Source organism: Aliirhizobium smilacinae, from assembly GCF_006335145.1.
Taxonomy (GTDB): domain Bacteria; phylum Pseudomonadota; class Alphaproteobacteria; order Rhizobiales; family Rhizobiaceae; genus Neorhizobium; species Neorhizobium smilacinae.
Window position 1 is genome coordinate 1774829 of sequence record NZ_VDMN01000001.1, and the last position, 14208, is coordinate 1789036.

General features: G+C 58.9%; 11 protein-coding genes and 1 tRNA gene. 4 read left to right on the forward strand and 8 right to left on the reverse strand.

What is annotated here, in order from left to right; all coding sequences use genetic code 11:
- Positions 1-37: 37 nt before the first annotated feature.
- Entirely contained in the window at positions 38-430 is a 393-nt protein-coding gene (locus tag FHP24_RS08635) for a PRC-barrel domain-containing protein (RefSeq protein WP_139675513.1), read from the reverse strand.
- 234 nt (positions 431-664) lie between these two features.
- Here FHP24_RS08635 and FHP24_RS08640 point away from each other — a divergent pair, with 234 nt between their 5' ends.
- The 3 genes from FHP24_RS08640 to pgi all read left to right on the forward strand — a co-directional run bounded on the left by FHP24_RS08640 (position 665) and on the right by pgi (position 5584).
- On the forward strand, positions 665-2359 hold the full coding sequence (locus tag FHP24_RS08640) for a long-chain-fatty-acid--CoA ligase (protein WP_139675515.1): 1695 nt from the start codon (positions 665-667) through the stop codon (positions 2357-2359).
- A gap of 244 nt (positions 2360-2603) precedes the next feature.
- Positions 2604-3851 (forward strand): alpha/beta hydrolase, encoded by a 1248-nt coding sequence (locus FHP24_RS08645; RefSeq protein WP_139675517.1) that lies wholly within the window; start codon positions 2604-2606, stop codon positions 3849-3851.
- Between the two features lie 107 nt (positions 3852-3958).
- The gene (gene pgi, locus FHP24_RS08650) at positions 3959-5584 is read left to right on the forward strand and encodes a glucose-6-phosphate isomerase (RefSeq protein WP_139675519.1); all 1626 of its coding nucleotides are present in this window, start codon (positions 3959-3961) and stop codon (positions 5582-5584) included.
- Positions 5585-5659: 75 nt separating this feature from the next.
- On the opposite strand, the gene FHP24_RS08655 is transcribed toward pgi, so the two are convergent.
- From FHP24_RS08655 to pyrC, 4 genes are all read right to left on the reverse strand, one after another.
- Complete coding sequence (locus tag FHP24_RS08655; protein WP_139676195.1) at positions 5660-6586, reverse strand: carbohydrate kinase family protein; 927 nt, start codon at positions 6584-6586, stop codon at positions 5660-5662.
- A gap of 58 nt (positions 6587-6644) precedes the next feature.
- Positions 6645-7340: an orotate phosphoribosyltransferase gene (locus tag FHP24_RS08660; RefSeq protein WP_139675521.1), complete on the reverse strand. Its 696-nt coding sequence runs from the start codon at positions 7338-7340 to the stop codon at positions 6645-6647.
- 147 nt (positions 7341-7487) lie between these two features.
- On the reverse strand, positions 7488-8669 hold the full coding sequence (locus FHP24_RS08665) for a GGDEF domain-containing protein (protein ID WP_139675523.1): 1182 nt from the start codon (positions 8667-8669) through the stop codon (positions 7488-7490).
- Between the two features lie 126 nt (positions 8670-8795).
- Positions 8796-9836, reverse strand: coding sequence for a dihydroorotase (pyrC, locus tag FHP24_RS08670; RefSeq protein WP_139675526.1), 1041 nt, complete (start codon positions 9834-9836; stop codon positions 8796-8798).
- A gap of 250 nt (positions 9837-10086) precedes the next feature.
- Between pyrC and FHP24_RS08675 the strand changes: the two genes are divergently transcribed.
- On the forward strand, positions 10087-11010 hold the full coding sequence (locus tag FHP24_RS08675; protein ID WP_139675529.1) for a tetratricopeptide repeat protein: 924 nt from the start codon (positions 10087-10089) through the stop codon (positions 11008-11010).
- Positions 11011-11014: 4 nt separating this feature from the next.
- Here the strand turns inward: FHP24_RS08675 and FHP24_RS08680 are convergent, their stop codons facing one another.
- The 3 genes from FHP24_RS08680 to FHP24_RS08690 all read right to left on the reverse strand — a co-directional run bounded on the left by FHP24_RS08680 (position 11015) and on the right by FHP24_RS08690 (position 13919).
- Positions 11015-12055 carry a 4-hydroxyproline epimerase gene (locus FHP24_RS08680; RefSeq protein WP_139675531.1) on the reverse strand — a complete coding sequence of 347 codons (1041 nt, stop codon included), beginning with the start codon at positions 12053-12055 and terminating at the stop codon, positions 11015-11017.
- Positions 12056-12276: 221 nt separating this feature from the next.
- Positions 12277-12353: transfer RNA gene (locus FHP24_RS08685), tRNA-Arg, on the reverse strand.
- A gap of 135 nt (positions 12354-12488) precedes the next feature.
- Positions 12489-13919 carry a sensor histidine kinase gene (locus tag FHP24_RS08690; RefSeq protein ID WP_246091683.1) on the reverse strand — a complete coding sequence of 477 codons (1431 nt, stop codon included), beginning with the start codon at positions 13917-13919 and terminating at the stop codon, positions 12489-12491.
- Positions 13920-14208: the final 289 nt, after the last annotated feature.

Genomic DNA, 14208 nt, shown 5'->3' on the forward strand with positions numbered 1-14208 from the left:
GCCCACTTGGGGCCTCTCTCTGTGTTATCTTGTCGGACTACATCCAGTAGGGCGGTACGCCGTAGTAGTCGTAGACCTTCCTGTCATTGGCCTTATAAAAACTGTCGTCATCGAGATCGTGATATTTCGGAGCGCCAGTGATCTGGTCCTTGGTCAGGTCGATGCGGTAACCATCAAGCTCCTCGTCATAGCGAAGCTTTTCCCAGGGCAGCGGATAATAGTCGTCGCCAATGCCGAGGAACCCGCCGAAGCTCAATACGGCGTAACCGACACGGCCACCGCGTTTTTCCAGCAGAATACGGGCGACCGAACCAATCCGCTTGCCATCGGCGCCATAGACTGCCGTCCCTTCGACCTTGTCGCTGGCGATCAGCGACGGCGTGTCTTTCACGTAAGGATCCTGTCCAGCGCGGGGTTCATGATGCAACATGAGTTACTCCTTTCAAGTCGTTTCTCGTGATGGGAATAGAACTTCCGTGCCTCACAATCGTTCCACAGGTCGTTGCTCACCTGCGACAATTGACGCTTACGTTAAAGTCAGATAGCTGTCCGAGAATGGACCAGTCTTTTCCGGTTCCTGTGAATGACCTAATATAGGTATTGGAGAAGTGGAGGACTTTTCCAATATCTTGAGGTAAGGCCAACGAGCATGGAGGATGCTCTCATGAACGAACAGGTGGCGAGAGCCCCGACGAACCCGCGCAAGATCTGGATACAGTCGTATCCACCCGGGGTGCCCGAAGAGATCGCGCCATTGGCTCACCGGTCGCTCGGGCAGTTGTTCGAAGACAGTTGTGCCCGTTATGGCGACCGTCCTGCTTTCACCAGCATGGGAAAATCGCTGACATTTCGCCAACTTGAGGCCGAGAGCAGCAAGATCGCCGCATGGCTGCAAGCCAAAGGCCTCGAAAAGGGCGACCGCGTGGCGGTCATGCTGCCCAACGTTCTGCAAAACCCGGTGATCGTCTACGGCATTCTTCGTGCAGGCCTTGTGGTCGTCAACGTCAACCCGCTCTACACGCCACGCGAACTCGAATACCAGTTGAAGGATTCCGGTGCGAAAGCGCTGTTCCTGCTGGAGAATTTTGCAGGCACCGCGCAGCAGGTGTTGCCGGCGACTGCGGTGAAGCATGTTGTCGTCGCAACGATGGGCGACATGTTGGGCCTGAAGGGGCATATCGTCAATCTGGTCGTGCGGAAGGTCAAGAAGCTGGTACCGGCATGGTCGCTGCCCGGCCATTCGAGCTTCAAGGCGGTGCTTACTAAGGGCGCGAAGACGGCGGCAAGGCCGGTCGACGTTGGCCCTCATGACGTCGCCTTCCTGCAGTATACGGGCGGCACGACCGGCATATCCAAGGGAGCGATCCTCACCCATGCCAACCTTCTGGCCAACAAGGAGCAGATGGGGACGTGGCTGGAAACCGCCTTCCTCAACAAGCCCCGCCCGGAACAGCTGCAATTTCTCTGTGCGCTGCCGCTCTATCATATCTTCGCGCTGACGGTGAATTCGCTGATGGGGGTTGCGACCGGCAGCCATAATCTGCTGATCGCAAATCCGCGCGACATTCCTGCATTCGTGAAGGATTTGCAGAAGAATCCGGTTCATATCTTTCCGGGGCTCAATACGCTGTTCACTGCACTGATGAACAATGCCGATTTCCAGAAACTCGATCACTCCTCGCTGCTTCTGGTGTTCGGCGGTGGCATGTCGGTGCAGAGGCCGGTCGCGGAACGATGGCTGGCGATGACCGGTTGCCCGATCACGGAAGGGTACGGGCTTTCCGAAACGTCCCCGGTCGCGACGGCCAACCGGCTCGATGCGAAGGAATTCTCCGGCATGATCGGCCTGCCGGTCTCGTCGACGGAAATCGCGATCCGCGACGACGACGGCCATGATGTCGACCTCGGCAATGTCGGTGAAATCTGCATCCGCGGCCCGCAGGTGATGGCGGGTTACTGGAACCGGCCGGACGAGACAGCCAAGGTGATGACCGCCGATGGCTTTTTCCGCTCGGGCGACATGGGCTACATGGATCGACAGGGTTACGTCAAAATCGTCGACCGCAAGAAGGACATGATCCTTGTTTCCGGGTTCAACGTCTATCCGAACGAGGTCGAGGAAGTCGCGGCAATGCATCCCGGCGTGCTGGAATGCGCAGCGGTCGGCATTGCAGACCCGAATTCCGGCGAGGCGGTGAAACTCTTCGTGGTGAAGAAGGACCCGGATCTGACCGAGGCCGATCTCAAGGCCCATTGCGCGGCAAACCTGACCAACTACAAACGCCCTCGCATCATCGAGTTTCGCGATCAGTTGCCGAAATCCAATGTCGGCAAGATCCTGCGGCGGGAGCTGCGTTAGGCCGCTAGAGTATCTCCGCCTTTCTTCGAAACGCGAAACTACTCTAGCTTTTTGTTTGAGCGCAATTCCGGACGCAAAACCGGCTTCCACTTTTGCTGGAATTGCTCCAGCGCCGTTGCAACACGGCGACAGGTTAAAACCAAGAGTGACTTGTCGCCGTCACCTCCCCCGTTTAGCAGTGGACGGCACCTTCGCGCTCCATTACCCAGAGGTTGTGGTGCCGGGAAAAGCTGTTGGAGTTCGCTTGCAAAACCGTGCCGGATTTTCGTTTCGCCTGATTGCCGTCGTTTCTGTTCTGGCCGCCCTTTCGGGATGCGCCGGAAGGCCTGAAGGCGTGCTGGTGCCAACGGCCGGGGCTTCCGCACCCGGAGCCTCCAATGTCGATGTGCTTGTCGCAACGACCCGCAAGTCGACTGAACAGCCGGGCGTGCTGTTTTCCGGCGAGCGCGGCAAGGAACCAACAGTTACCGAGATTGCGGTGTCGATCCCTCCCGACAGCGCCCGTGAAGTAGGTCAGGTGCAATGGCCGAAGAAACTTCCGGCCAATCCTGCGAAGGAATTTGCCACCCTTTCGGTCAAGCCGATAGAAGCGACGGATGCCCCGCGCTGGCTTCGTGGCCACCTGACGAAAAGCCGGCGGGTGATGGTGTTCGTCCACGGTTTCAACAACCGTTATGAAGATGCGGTGTACCGCTTCGCCCAGATCGTGCATGACAGCGGCGCCGATGCGGCACCGGTGCTGTTCACCTGGCCATCGCGTGGCAGCATCTTCGCCTATAATTACGACAAGGAAAGCACCAACTATTCCCGCGACGCGCTGGAGACGATGTTACGCCGGCTCGCAACTGAACCCAGCGTCGATGAAGTGACGATCATGGCCCATTCTATGGGCTCATGGCTGACAGTCGAGGCTTTGCGCCAGATGGCGATCCGCGACGGACGCGTCGCACCGAAGATCAAGAATGTCATTCTCGCATCGCCCGATCTCGACGTCGACGTGTTTGGCAGACAGATGGCGGAACTGGGCAAGAACCGTCCGCATTTCACCCTCTTCGTCTCGCAAGACGACCGGGCACTCAGCCTGTCGCGCCGTATCTCAGGCAATATCGATCGTCTGGGCCAGGTGGATCCGACGATCGAGCCTTATCGCACCGAGTTCGAAAAATCAGGCATCGTCGTGCTCGATCTTACCAAGCTGCAGGGCGGCGATCGCCTGAACCACGGCAAATTCGCCGAAAGCCCGGAAGTGGTGAAGCTGATCGGCAACCGCCTGATTGCAGGCCAGACCGTGACCGACAGCGATGTCGGGCTTGGCGAACGGCTGGGCGCCGTGGCGCTCGGAACGGCGCAGACGGTCGGCGGCGCGGCCAGCGTCGCCGTCAGCACGCCGATTGCCATCTTCGACCCGACGACACGACGCACCTATAACGACCAGGTCGGCCGGTTCGGGCAGGCGCTCGGCAATACGGTTGAAACGGCTGTCGGCCAATAAGCTGGACAATTGATCGGGCCGTTACGCAAAAGACGCTTCGCTTCCGCTTGATTTGAACAGGAAAGCGAATAGGTTCCCGTGCATCATCTGCAGAATGCGAGGAAACCATGAAGACCATCGTCAAAGATCTCAAATCCACCGCAGATAAAACCAAAGCAACGGATATCCGTGCCGCCTTCGTCAAGGATGCCGGACGCTTCGAGAAATTCAGCGCCCGTTTCGACGACCTCACGATGGACTATTCGAAGACTGCAGTGAACGAGGAGATCCTCGCGCTCTTCGAAAAGCTTGCGGAAGCCGGCGGAGTGGCGAAAAAGCGCGAGGAGATGTTCTCCGGCGTCGCCATCAACTTCACCGAAAACCGCGCAGTCTTGCATACGGCGCTTCGCAATCGCTCGAATACGCCGGTGCTGGTTGATGGCAAGGACGTGATGCCCGATGTCAACGCCGTGCTGGCTGCGATGGGCAAGTTTGCCGATGGCATCCGGTCCGGTGCCTTGAAAAGTGCGACCGGCAAAAAGATCACCGATGTCGTCAATATCGGCATCGGCGGTTCGGATCTCGGCCCGGTCATGGCGACACTGGCGCTTGCGCCTTTCCACGATGGACCGCGGGCGCATTTCGTCTCCAATGTCGACGGCGCCCATATTGCCGACACGCTGAAGCTGCTCGATGCGGAAACGACCCTGTTCATCGTCGCTTCGAAGACATTCACGACGATCGAAACGATGACCAATGCCGCTTCGGCACGCAAGTTCATCGCAGACAAGCTTGGCGACGACGCCGTGCAGCACCATTTTGCCGCCGTCTCGACGGCGCTCGAAAAGGTTGCAGCCTTCGGCATCGATGCGACACGTGTCTTCGGTTTTTGGGACTGGGTCGGCGGTCGTTATTCGATCTGGTCGGCCATCGGCCTGCCGCTGATGATCGCGATCGGGCCGGAGAATTTCGGCAAGTTCCTCGATGGCGCGCATGCCATGGACAACCATTTCCGCACGGCGCCTGTTCGCGAAAACCTGCCGATGCTGCTGGGCCTGATCGGCTTCTACCATCGCAACGTTCTGGGTTACCCGACACGCGCGATCCTGCCCTATGACCAGCGCCTCCTGCGCTTCCCGGCCTATCTGCAGCAGCTCGACATGGAATCCAACGGCAAGGGCGTGACGATCGACGGTACGCCGGTCGAAGGCAATTCCGGCCCGGTCGTCTGGGGCGAGCCCGGCACCAACGGCCAGCATGCCTTCTATCAGCTGATCCACCAGGGCACGAGCATCATCCCGGCCGAATTCATGATCGCGGCGAACGGTTTCGAGCCCGAACTACGTCATCAGCACGATCTTCTGATCGCCAATTGCCTAGCACAGTCGGAAGCCCTGATGAAGGGCCGCACTTTCGAGGAAGCCAAGGCTCAGCTCACCTCCAAGGGCATGGACGACAAGCAGGCGGACTTTATCGCCCCGCATCGGGTGTTCACCGGCAATCGTCCGTCGATCACCTTCGTGCATGACAAGCTGACGCCATTCGCGTTCGGCCGCCTCGTAGCGCTCTACGAGCACCGCGTCTTCGTCGAAGGCGTATTGTTCCGCATCAACTCCTTCGACCAATGGGGCGTGGAACTCGGCAAAGAACTGGCGACGGGCCTGCTTCCGGTCGTCGAAGGCAAGGAAAGCGCCGAGGGGCACGATTCATCGACGCAGGGCTTGGTGAAGACGCTGGCCGGACTGAAGAGATAAACTTCGATAGTATCCAACAAAAAGCCCTCCGGAATGGTGTTTCCGGAGGGATTTTTTGTTCGTACCTGATGAGCCTTACAGCCCGATCTCGTTTGCAAATGGCGGGTTCGCCCCAGCGCGTGAGACGGTAACCGCAGCAGCCTTGGCGCCAAGCGCCAGCGCCGCGGCGATCTGGTCTTCGGTCAGCTTTGCCACCTGCGCCTTGGTGAGCAGGTTCTGCATCTTGAGCGATGCCAGAATGCCGGCATCGAACGTATCGCCGGCGCCGACCGTATCGACGACCGTCACCCGTTCGCTCGGCACAGTCACCTTGTGATCCGCCGTGTAGCCGACGGCACCTTCGGCGCCGCGGGTGACGACGACAAGCTTGGCACCGTGATGCAGCCAATGGCGGGCGAGCGTATCCTCATCACCTTCCAGCCCGAACCAGGCAAGATCCTCATCCGAGAACTTGACGATATCGGACATCGCCGCCATGCGGCGGATACGGGCGAGATGGGATGCCTTGTCCTTGATGAAACCGGGGCGGATGTTCGGATCGAGCGAGATGACGCGCTTTTCATGTTCGCGAACCATCAGCGCCTCGTAGGTCGAGCCGCAGGGTTCAGGGATCAGGCTGATGGCGCCGAAATGCAACGCCTCGCATTCATCGCCAAGCGCCGGCAGATCGGCCTCGGTGATCATGCGGCCGGCCGTGCCTTCGTCATAAAAGGCGTAGGTCGCGTGGCCATCCACCAGCTTGACGAAAGCGATGGTCGAAGGGCGCGAGGCAATGGCGCAGTAGCTGAAATCGACATTGCTCTTGCGCAGCGTGTCGCGCAGGATATCGCCCATCATGTCGTCGGCGAGGCCGGTGAAGAAAGCAGCCGGGACGCCGAGACGCCCCAGCGCAATTGCGGTGTTGAAGACGGCACCACCCGCGTAAGGCGCAAAGCCCGGTTCACCGAGCGTGGTCTCACGCGGCAACATGTCGATCAAAGCTTCGCCGCAGCACAGGATCATCGATTTCCTCCCCGAGATCATTGTTTCGCTCATCGATACCTGAGCTTTTATATCTGCGCTAGAGCGAAAGCTCAGACACCCCGCCATTGCGGGCTGACCATTCAAGCGGCGCGTCGAGGAAGGATTCGACTTCCGACAGGGTCTTGTCGTCGAACAGCTTCTGCTCGCGGGCAACTGCGAGAACATTACGCCAAGTCGAGATGTGATGAAGCTGGACATTGCCGTTTGCGAAACGCTGCTCGGCTTCCGGGTAGATGCCATAATAGAAGAGCGCAATGCCGTGATCGACAATACCGCCGGCAGCGCGGATCGCATCGATGAAAGTGAACATGGAGCCGCCGGCAGTGGTCAGATCCTCGATCACCAGGACGCGGGCGCCTTCCGGCATATGACCTTCGATCTGTGCATTGCGGCCATGGCCCTTCGGCTTCTTGCGGCAATAGATCATCGGCAGGCCGAGACGCTCGGAGAGAAACGCTGCGAAGGGAATGCCCGCAGTTTCGCCACCGGCAATACAGTCGAATTTCTCGAAGCCGGCGTCACGCATGATGGTTGCTGCGGCAAAATCCATGACGGCAGAGCGAATGCGCGGATAGGAGATCAGCTTGCGGCAATCGATATAGACAGGGCTCATCATGCCGGAGGAGAACTTGTAGGGCTTGTCGGCGCTGAAATGTACGGCTCCGATCTCCCAGAGCATCTTTGCCATCAGTTCGGCCATTACATTTCGGTCGATAAATGTGGTCTGGATCATGCCCGCTCCTTGATCGCTGCTTTTTTCATCCGCAAGTCCGAACGCGAAACCGCTGCACACTTTCGCTGGACATTGCTTGAAACCACGCGCCGCAATAGCAGCATGCGCAGGGCTTAGCCAGCGAAACAGCGACGCAGCGCAAAGTTTTCAGGCTGAAGTGCGGCTGTCGGGCGATGGAGGGATGGACCGGAGATAGGAAGCGATTTCGACCCGATCGCGCCCGGCCCTCTTTGCCTCGTAAAGTGCGCCATCAGCAAGATTGAGGACGGCTTCGAACGGCTGGCCTTCGGGCAGCCCCACGGATACCCCCGCGCTGACCGTGCAGCGAACGAGTTTTCCATCGATGACGATATCGCGGGCGGCGAAACGCATCCGTACCGCGTTGGCGATCCGTTCGGCGCGGCCGGGCATGACCTCGCCGACGACCATGGCAAACTCTTCGCCCCCCAGTCGCGCAGCAGATGCCGCAGGAACCATCTCCGCCATCATATCCTGCGCAAAAAGTTTGAGAACCTCGTCCCCGGCAGAGTGGCCGAACCGGTCATTGATCGTCTTGAAGCGGTCGATATCGAAAACAATGACGGCCGTGGAGGCATTCAGCTTTCGTCCGCCATATTGATCGAACAGGGCCCTGCGATTGAGCAGGCCGGTCAGGGCATCGGTCATCGCCTCATGCCGGTGAATGGCCGCCATCCGCCATTGGTGAAGAGCAAGCGACAAGGCTCCGATACCAGTCATTCCGGCGATGCAGATGCCTATATTGAGATCCTCGGCCCAGTTCGTCGGCGCCTCTTTCAAGCTCAATCGGCCATCCGCGATCAGGACGGCAGCGCAGAGAGCGAACGAAAAGCCGCTGATGCAATAGAGAACGACCATGCCGACCAGAGGCCCGGGAGCCTCCTTGCGTGCCGTCCAGTACTGGCAGCCCGTGCCGACCAAAAGGATGGCCGTCAGCACGTTCATGATGATCAGGCCAAGACCGTTGAGGCCTACAAGGATGAGGGGCATGCCGAGCGCGAGGCTGACAAAGGAAAGCACACCGGCTAGGCGCCAGGGAGACGAGCCTGTACGGAACTGGACAGATGCCGCATAGATGGTGGAGAAACCGCACATCAGAAGCGCGTAGGCGATTGCGGCCGGAGCGATACCTGACTGTGCGGTGAAGGAACTGTAGGCCGCGATGCCGGCCACGATCAGGAAAAGCGAAATAACCAGGGTCAGAAGAAAGGAGTCCGCCCGGCGGGAAAACCAGGTACCGAACAAGGTGACCATCAGGCATGCGGCGGAAACACCAAGCGCAAGCAGAAGAGACTGATAGTCGAGCATCATGCTGGATTTCTCTTCGAAGATTTCTTCAATATACGAGCAGAAGCTAAGATGAGAATCTCTCCAAAGTGTTACCTTCGGAGAGATACAACCCGAATAAAATTATTTCGGCAGTAACAATCGATAACGTCAGTCTACGACATTCCAGAAGATCTGGAAGCCGGGGTCGAAGACGGTGACCGCACCGGCACCGGTATCACGCTTTGCTGGAAATTCGACCTGAGCATCCTGTTTCTCAAGCGTGATCATCTCGGCATTAGGCTGCAGCCCGTACCAGGCGGGGCCATTCAGCGATGCAAATGCTTCCAGCTTGTCCAGTGCATTGTCCTGCTCGAAGACATGCGCAAGGCAGCTCATCGTGTTGACCGACGTATAGATGCCGGCGCAACCGCAGGCGCATTCCTTCAACGGATCGACATGCGGGGCAGAATCCGTGCCGAGGAAGAAGCGATGGTCGCCCGATGTCGCAGCGGCCCGCAACGCGAGACGATGGCTTTCGCGCTTGGCGACCGGCAGGCAATAATAATGCGGGCGGATGCCGCCGACGAGGATGTCGTTACGGTTGATGATCAGGTGATGGGTGGTGATCGTGCCCGCGAGGTTCGCCTTGGACGACTTGATATAGTCGATGCCATCCGAGGTCGTGACGTGTTCCATCGTCACCTTCAGTTCCGGAAGCCGCTTGCGCAACGGGTCGAGCACCGTTTCGATGAAGACTGCCTCGCGATCGAAGATATCGACCTCAGGCGTCGTGACTTCGCCATGCACGCAGAGCGGAAGGCCGATCTTTGCCATGCGCTCCAGAACCGGCATGGCTTTTTCGAAATCACGCACGCCGCCATGGGAATTGGTCGTGGCACCGGCAGGGTAAAGTTTTACGGCGGTGATCAGCCCGCTTTTCTTGCCCTCTTCGACGTCATCCGGGTTGGTGTGCTCCGTCAGGTAGAGGGTCATCAACGGCTCGAACCTATGCCCCTTCGGCAAAGCAGCCATGATCCGCGTGCGGTATGCGGCGGCATCCGCCGTCGTCACCACCGGCGGAACAAGGTTCGGCATGATGATCGCGCGGGCGAAATGCCGGCTCGTATCTCCGATCACGCCTTCCAGCACGGCACCATCGCGCAGGTGGAGGTGCCAATCGTCAGGACGGCGAATCTGGAGCGTTTTCATGGATCTGTTCCGCTAAGAGTTTCGAGAATGTCGATCCCGCTTAACATCAAAGCAAACGTAAAGACAATCTAGCAGCCCGCCGAAGGATCACGGAAACCTCCAATCGCAATCGGCACTATGCGGCTAAGGTTCACGGGATCGTGCGAGTTGCGCAGGCTCTGAACGAAGGTTCTACGCAAAATACGCGGAACAAGCACGCGGGTGCTGCGTTCATTAAGCAATCTGAAAGTGTTTTGAGTCGGAGCGAACAATGAAATCCCGGACTCTGAAAGTCAACAAGGGTTTTGCGATTACCACAGGTGCCGCTGTCGCGATTCTTGCGCTGACGGTTTCGCCCGACGCCGCGGAACGCAACAACCTCCTCCTCGCATCCGTCCAGCAAGGCGATTGTGATCGCCTGGCCGGCAGCCCCTACGACCAGCAGCGCAACGGCGAATTTGCTCCGGTCAACATTGCCGATATCGGCAATCAGGCCGTCGAAGCATGCCGCATGGCTTTCGATACGACGGGAAACCCCCGTTTTGCCTACCAGCTCGGCCGCGCACTCAATAGCGTCGATGAACCCGATCAGGCAATGAGCGCCTACAACACGGCGGTGCAGAACGGTTACGCAGCGGCGATGGTCAATTACGGCATGCTGATGGGCCGCCTCGGCGACGACAAGGCAGAGTTCGCCTATTATCAAAAGGCAGCCGACAGCGGCAACACTCTCGCCGCCTATAATCTCGGCGTTGCCTATCGTGACGGTCTCGGCACGCAGCCGGATGTCAACAAGGCACTGCAATGGTTCGAAAAGGCCGCGGCCGACGGTGACGACACTGCGGCGTTTAATATCGGTGCGATCTATGACGAAGGCCAGTTCGTCGATGCCGACGACCAGACGGCCATCGCCTGGTACGACCTTGCTGCCCAGCGCGGCAATACGGATGCGATGATCAATCTCGGCATCATGTATGAAACCGGCGAAGGCATTGCGGCCAATGCCGAAAAGGCCGCCGAGATGTATCGTCAGGCAGCTGCAAAGGGTGACCTGTTCGGCGCTTCCAAATACGCGCAGTTCCAGGAACTGGGTATCGTGCCTGCACCCAATCAACAGGGCCTGGAAGGGGTAAGCTCCCTGGTCCTGAAACAGGGCGACGTCGAGACGCCCGCCAAGATCGGCAGCGATATCTAACAGATCAAACGATATCGCCGGCCGAAGGGCCCCAGACGTCGGTCATGGCAAAACCATCGGCCAGCGGGTCGAACGGGTCGAGCGCGACCTGATGCAGACCGAAAGTGAATCCGCGGCCGGCGATCGTTGGAATGATTGCCGGCTTTCCCGCGACATGCGTTTCGGCGGCAAGGCCGACCTCGAATTGCGTGCCGATGATCGAGCGCGACAGGAATACGTCTCCGACCTTCACCTTGCGGCGCGCATGCAGCGTCGCAAGATTGGCAGAGTTACCCGTGCCGCACGGCGAGCGATCCGCCCTGCCCGGCCACATGGTGGTGCAGGTGCGAACGGTGCCATCGGCCTCCGTATCGCGAAACATTACATAGGCGACACCTGAGATCGCCGGAATTTCCGGATGGACCACCGGGATTTGCCGGTTGATCAGATCCTTTAGGATCATGCCCGCCTGGACGAGCGCCGCCGCATTCTTCTTCTCGATGGTCAGGCCGATCTGGGAGACGTCCACCAGACCGTAGAAGATTCCGCCATAGGAGATATCCAGCGTGATCTCACCCCATTCCGGCGTGTGCAGTTTCACGTCCAGCTCGTGAACGAAAGACGGGACCATGGTGAGCTTTACCTTCTCGCAGCGACCGTCACGGCAGGTGGCCACAGCCCTGACGAGACCGGCCGCCGTTTCCAGCGTGACGACCGTCTCCGGCTCCTTCATCTCGACGATACCGGCCTCCAGAAGCGCGGTTGTGGCGCAGATCGAGTTGGAGCCTGAGCTGGCATGTGCCTGATCCGGCTGCAGGATGATGAAGGCGGCATCCGCATCCGGGTGTTTTGGCGGCAGGAGAAGGTTGACGGAGCCGATCGGCGTGCCGCGTGGCTCGAGGCAGAGGAAGCGGCGAAGCTCCTGCCCTTTCGGGTCGGAATTCATCCAGGCGAGCTGCTCTGCGACGGTATTGCCGGGGATCTTCGGGACGCCACCGATCGCCACGCGACCAATCTCGCCTTCGGCATGAACATCCAGCAACTGGATCGTACGCTTCCATCTCATGGCACTCGACTCCGAACGGACAGCAGCGGCTCAGCCGGCTGCAGCAAAGAACTGATTCACAGGTCTGTTCTGGATAGCGCAAGCCGTGTGCTCTGCCCATCGGGCACGCACTTAAACGGTGTGAAATTTTCCACGAGATAGGGATCGAACCGGCATATTCCGGATGGCAACGGCAAAGCATGTTGCCGCGCGATATTCAGTGATCAATTGGAAAGAAAGAATGGCGCACCCGAAGAGATTCGAACTCCTGACCCCCAGATTCGTAGTCTGGTGCTCTATCCAGCTGAGCTACGGGTGCGTCTGTCAGCGGTGTGTTCCGCTGGCGTGGCGATCCTCTAAAGGCTGCCGAGAAGGATTGCAAGCGATTATTCCCGGCTTGATGTCATTTTATCTTCAAAAAACAAACAAGCCTTTGTTTTTGCGTGTTTTTTACTCACGCCCTGGCGCGGTAGTCCTCCAGGGAGACCGGGCGGTCGGGAATTTCGATGCGGAATTGCGTGCCCGGACCGGGCTTTTCAACGAGGGCGATCGTGCCGCCATGGGCCAGCACAAGCTCGCGTGCGATAACCAACCCCAACCCCGTGCCACCCGAACGCGCAGACCCCCTGAAAGCGGAGAACAGGTTCTCGCGTGCCTTACGTGGCATGCCGGGCCCGGTGTCATCGACGGTGATGCTGACGACGCTGCCGAGGCGGTGGGCGGACAGGGTGACCCGTCGGACGACTTTCGGATCATTGGCATCATGGGTGAGCAAGGCCTGGACCGCGTTACGGCAAAGATTGTGAACCACACGGAAAATCTGTTCGCCGTCGCAATCGACTTCCACGTCTTCCGATATCTGCTCGATGAACTCGATACCGGCATCCGGATCGATGGCCAGCATGTCGCGCACTTCCTGGCAAAGGTCGTTCAGATTGACCCGCCGGCGGCGTGGGGCAGCCTCCGATGCCTGACCATAGGCCAGAACCTCGTTGGTATAACCAACCGCCCGGTCGATGGTACGCAACAGCTTCGGGGCGAAGCTTCTGACCATCGGATCTTCGACATCCGTCAAGCGGTCGGACATCAGCTGAGCCGAGGCGAGGATGTTGCGCATGTCGTGGTTGATCTTCGATACGGCGAGGCCCAGATCCGCGAGATTCTTCTGCTGCTTCAGCGTTCTCTGAAGCTCGACCTGCATTGCCGCAAGATGCCGCCCAGCCACGGCCAACTCACCGCGGGAACGATCGGCGGAGAAAACGCGGGTGGGATCGTCCGGCCGCTCGGAAAACAGCTGCATGCTGTGCGTCAACCGCCGGATCGGCGAAATCATCATCCGATTGATCGCGAGGAAGATAAGCACCGCCGTGATCAGGGAAATCAGCAGGGAGATCAGAAACATCGTCTTCGAATATTTCAGCATGTCCTTGCGAAGGGCGGTATCGGTCATGACCAGTTCTATGATCATGTCGCTTTCGCCGACCGGTCCGAAAACGCGCATCACCCGGTTGCCACCGAAGACAAGCGTATCCAGTGAATCGCGCATCGAGCCGAGCAGAGATGTGTGGGCAAGATCGTACTGGGCATCGACTTCCGGCGGGACTTCGATCGCGGCCAGCAGCCGGGACGTTCCGTCCTTGCGCAATGCAATGACCTTGGTCCCCGTCGCCAGCAGCGTATCGTCCTGTACGGCGCGCGGCAGTTCGGCAGGTTGAAGCCCATCGATCACGATGCCGGCGGCGGCGGCGGTATCAAGGCGGTCACGCAGCCAGTTCATGCGCATGCCGGAAATGGACGGCATGAAGATCAGGATTTCGGCCAGCATGACGAATATAACTGTCAGCCACAGCAAACGACCGGAGAGCCCGCGCAGGATCGTCGGCATCGGCTCCGGTCCGGCGCCGTCTGGCCAGGTTCCCTGACGTTCCGAGGTGTGAACCTCGCTATCCATACGGATCTCCAATTTCAGCCACGGGTTTCAACTCCCCGTGTATGCGTCCATTTTACCGCGTCACCAAGATTTGAACACCCCAGGCAAACGCAAAAGGCGGAGGCAAACCGTGCCTCCGCCTTAAATTTCGGTAATGTTAGCACTGAAAGTATGCCCCAATCCCTCGGATTGGCTCATCAAACTTCAGGTCGTTATCTGATCGCAAGCCTTCATGCGACATGCG